Annotated in this window: 1 protein-coding gene and 1 pseudogene; both read right to left on the reverse strand. The window is 67.4% G+C overall.

The genetic code is table 11. The features are described 5' to 3' along the window. Positions 1–479, reverse strand: a pseudogene (locus tag K8556_RS38910) (hypothetical protein); the annotation flags it as partial. A gap of 250 nt (positions 480–729) precedes the next feature. After that, positions 730–870 (reverse strand): Imm52 family immunity protein (locus K8556_RS38915; protein WP_255653334.1); only part of this gene is annotated, 141 nt, incomplete at its 5' end.

Raw genomic sequence — 870 nt, forward strand, 5'->3', positions numbered from 1 at the left:
CCGCCCCAACCGGCAAGCAGGTGGGCCTCGAAGCCCGGCCGCACCAGCACCACGGCGGTGCCGTCCAGATGCGCCAGTGTCACCGAGGGCGCGCGCCCTCCGGCGTTCCCCCAGTCATGCACGGCGGAGAGTGCCAGCGTGTAGCGGCCCGGCTCGCGGGGTTGGCCGAAGAGGACGTGCTCCAGGTCCAGCGCGACTTCCGCTCCCATCAATCGTGCGCCCAGCACGTCCGAAGCGAAGGCCTGCGTGTAGAGGGGACCCAGCGTGCCGGTGAGGAAGCCGCCCGCCGGGTGGTAGTCAGGGTTGCTTCGGTTGGAGTAGCGCTGCACGAGGTGCGCGGACAACAGGCTGTAGGACTCCAGCGCTCCGAACCAGACGCCCACGGGCGCGTCGCTCGAGCCCAGCTTGAGGCCGCGCACGAGCTGTCCCCAATCAGAGAGGCTGTCCCAGTCCTTCCTCCTCACGAGGCTCGTGCCTTCGGCGGTCTTATGCCGGAGCAGGAACGCAGCAGCAGTGACCCGGACATCCATACGGGCGTGAGAAAAAAGCGCAGCCAGTGCATCACGGCCAGCATCCCCCCGCTCACGCAGCGCCATGAACGCGGCAAGTGCCTTTTCTGCGTGCTTGTTGCCCGCTCTTGCGTCCCCCCGGAGGATGCAGTCCGTCTGCGCTGCGGTGTTTTGGGCAAACTTCTCGACCAGACTTTCGAGGCCCGTCACCTGACTCCTCTCAGGACGCCGCAGACCGCATGAGCCCTGCCTGGGCCAGCAGTTCGCGCACCCGCCGCGCCAGTGCGATGTGCTCAGAGTTCGCTACGGTGAAGCGCTCGGGGGTCAGGATGATCAACGTGCCCTTGTCCTCGACAGGCTC

The sequence above is a fragment of the Corallococcus sp. AS-1-12 genome (assembly GCF_020036995.1).
In the GTDB taxonomy this organism is placed as follows: Bacteria; Myxococcota; Myxococcia; order Myxococcales; family Myxococcaceae; genus Corallococcus.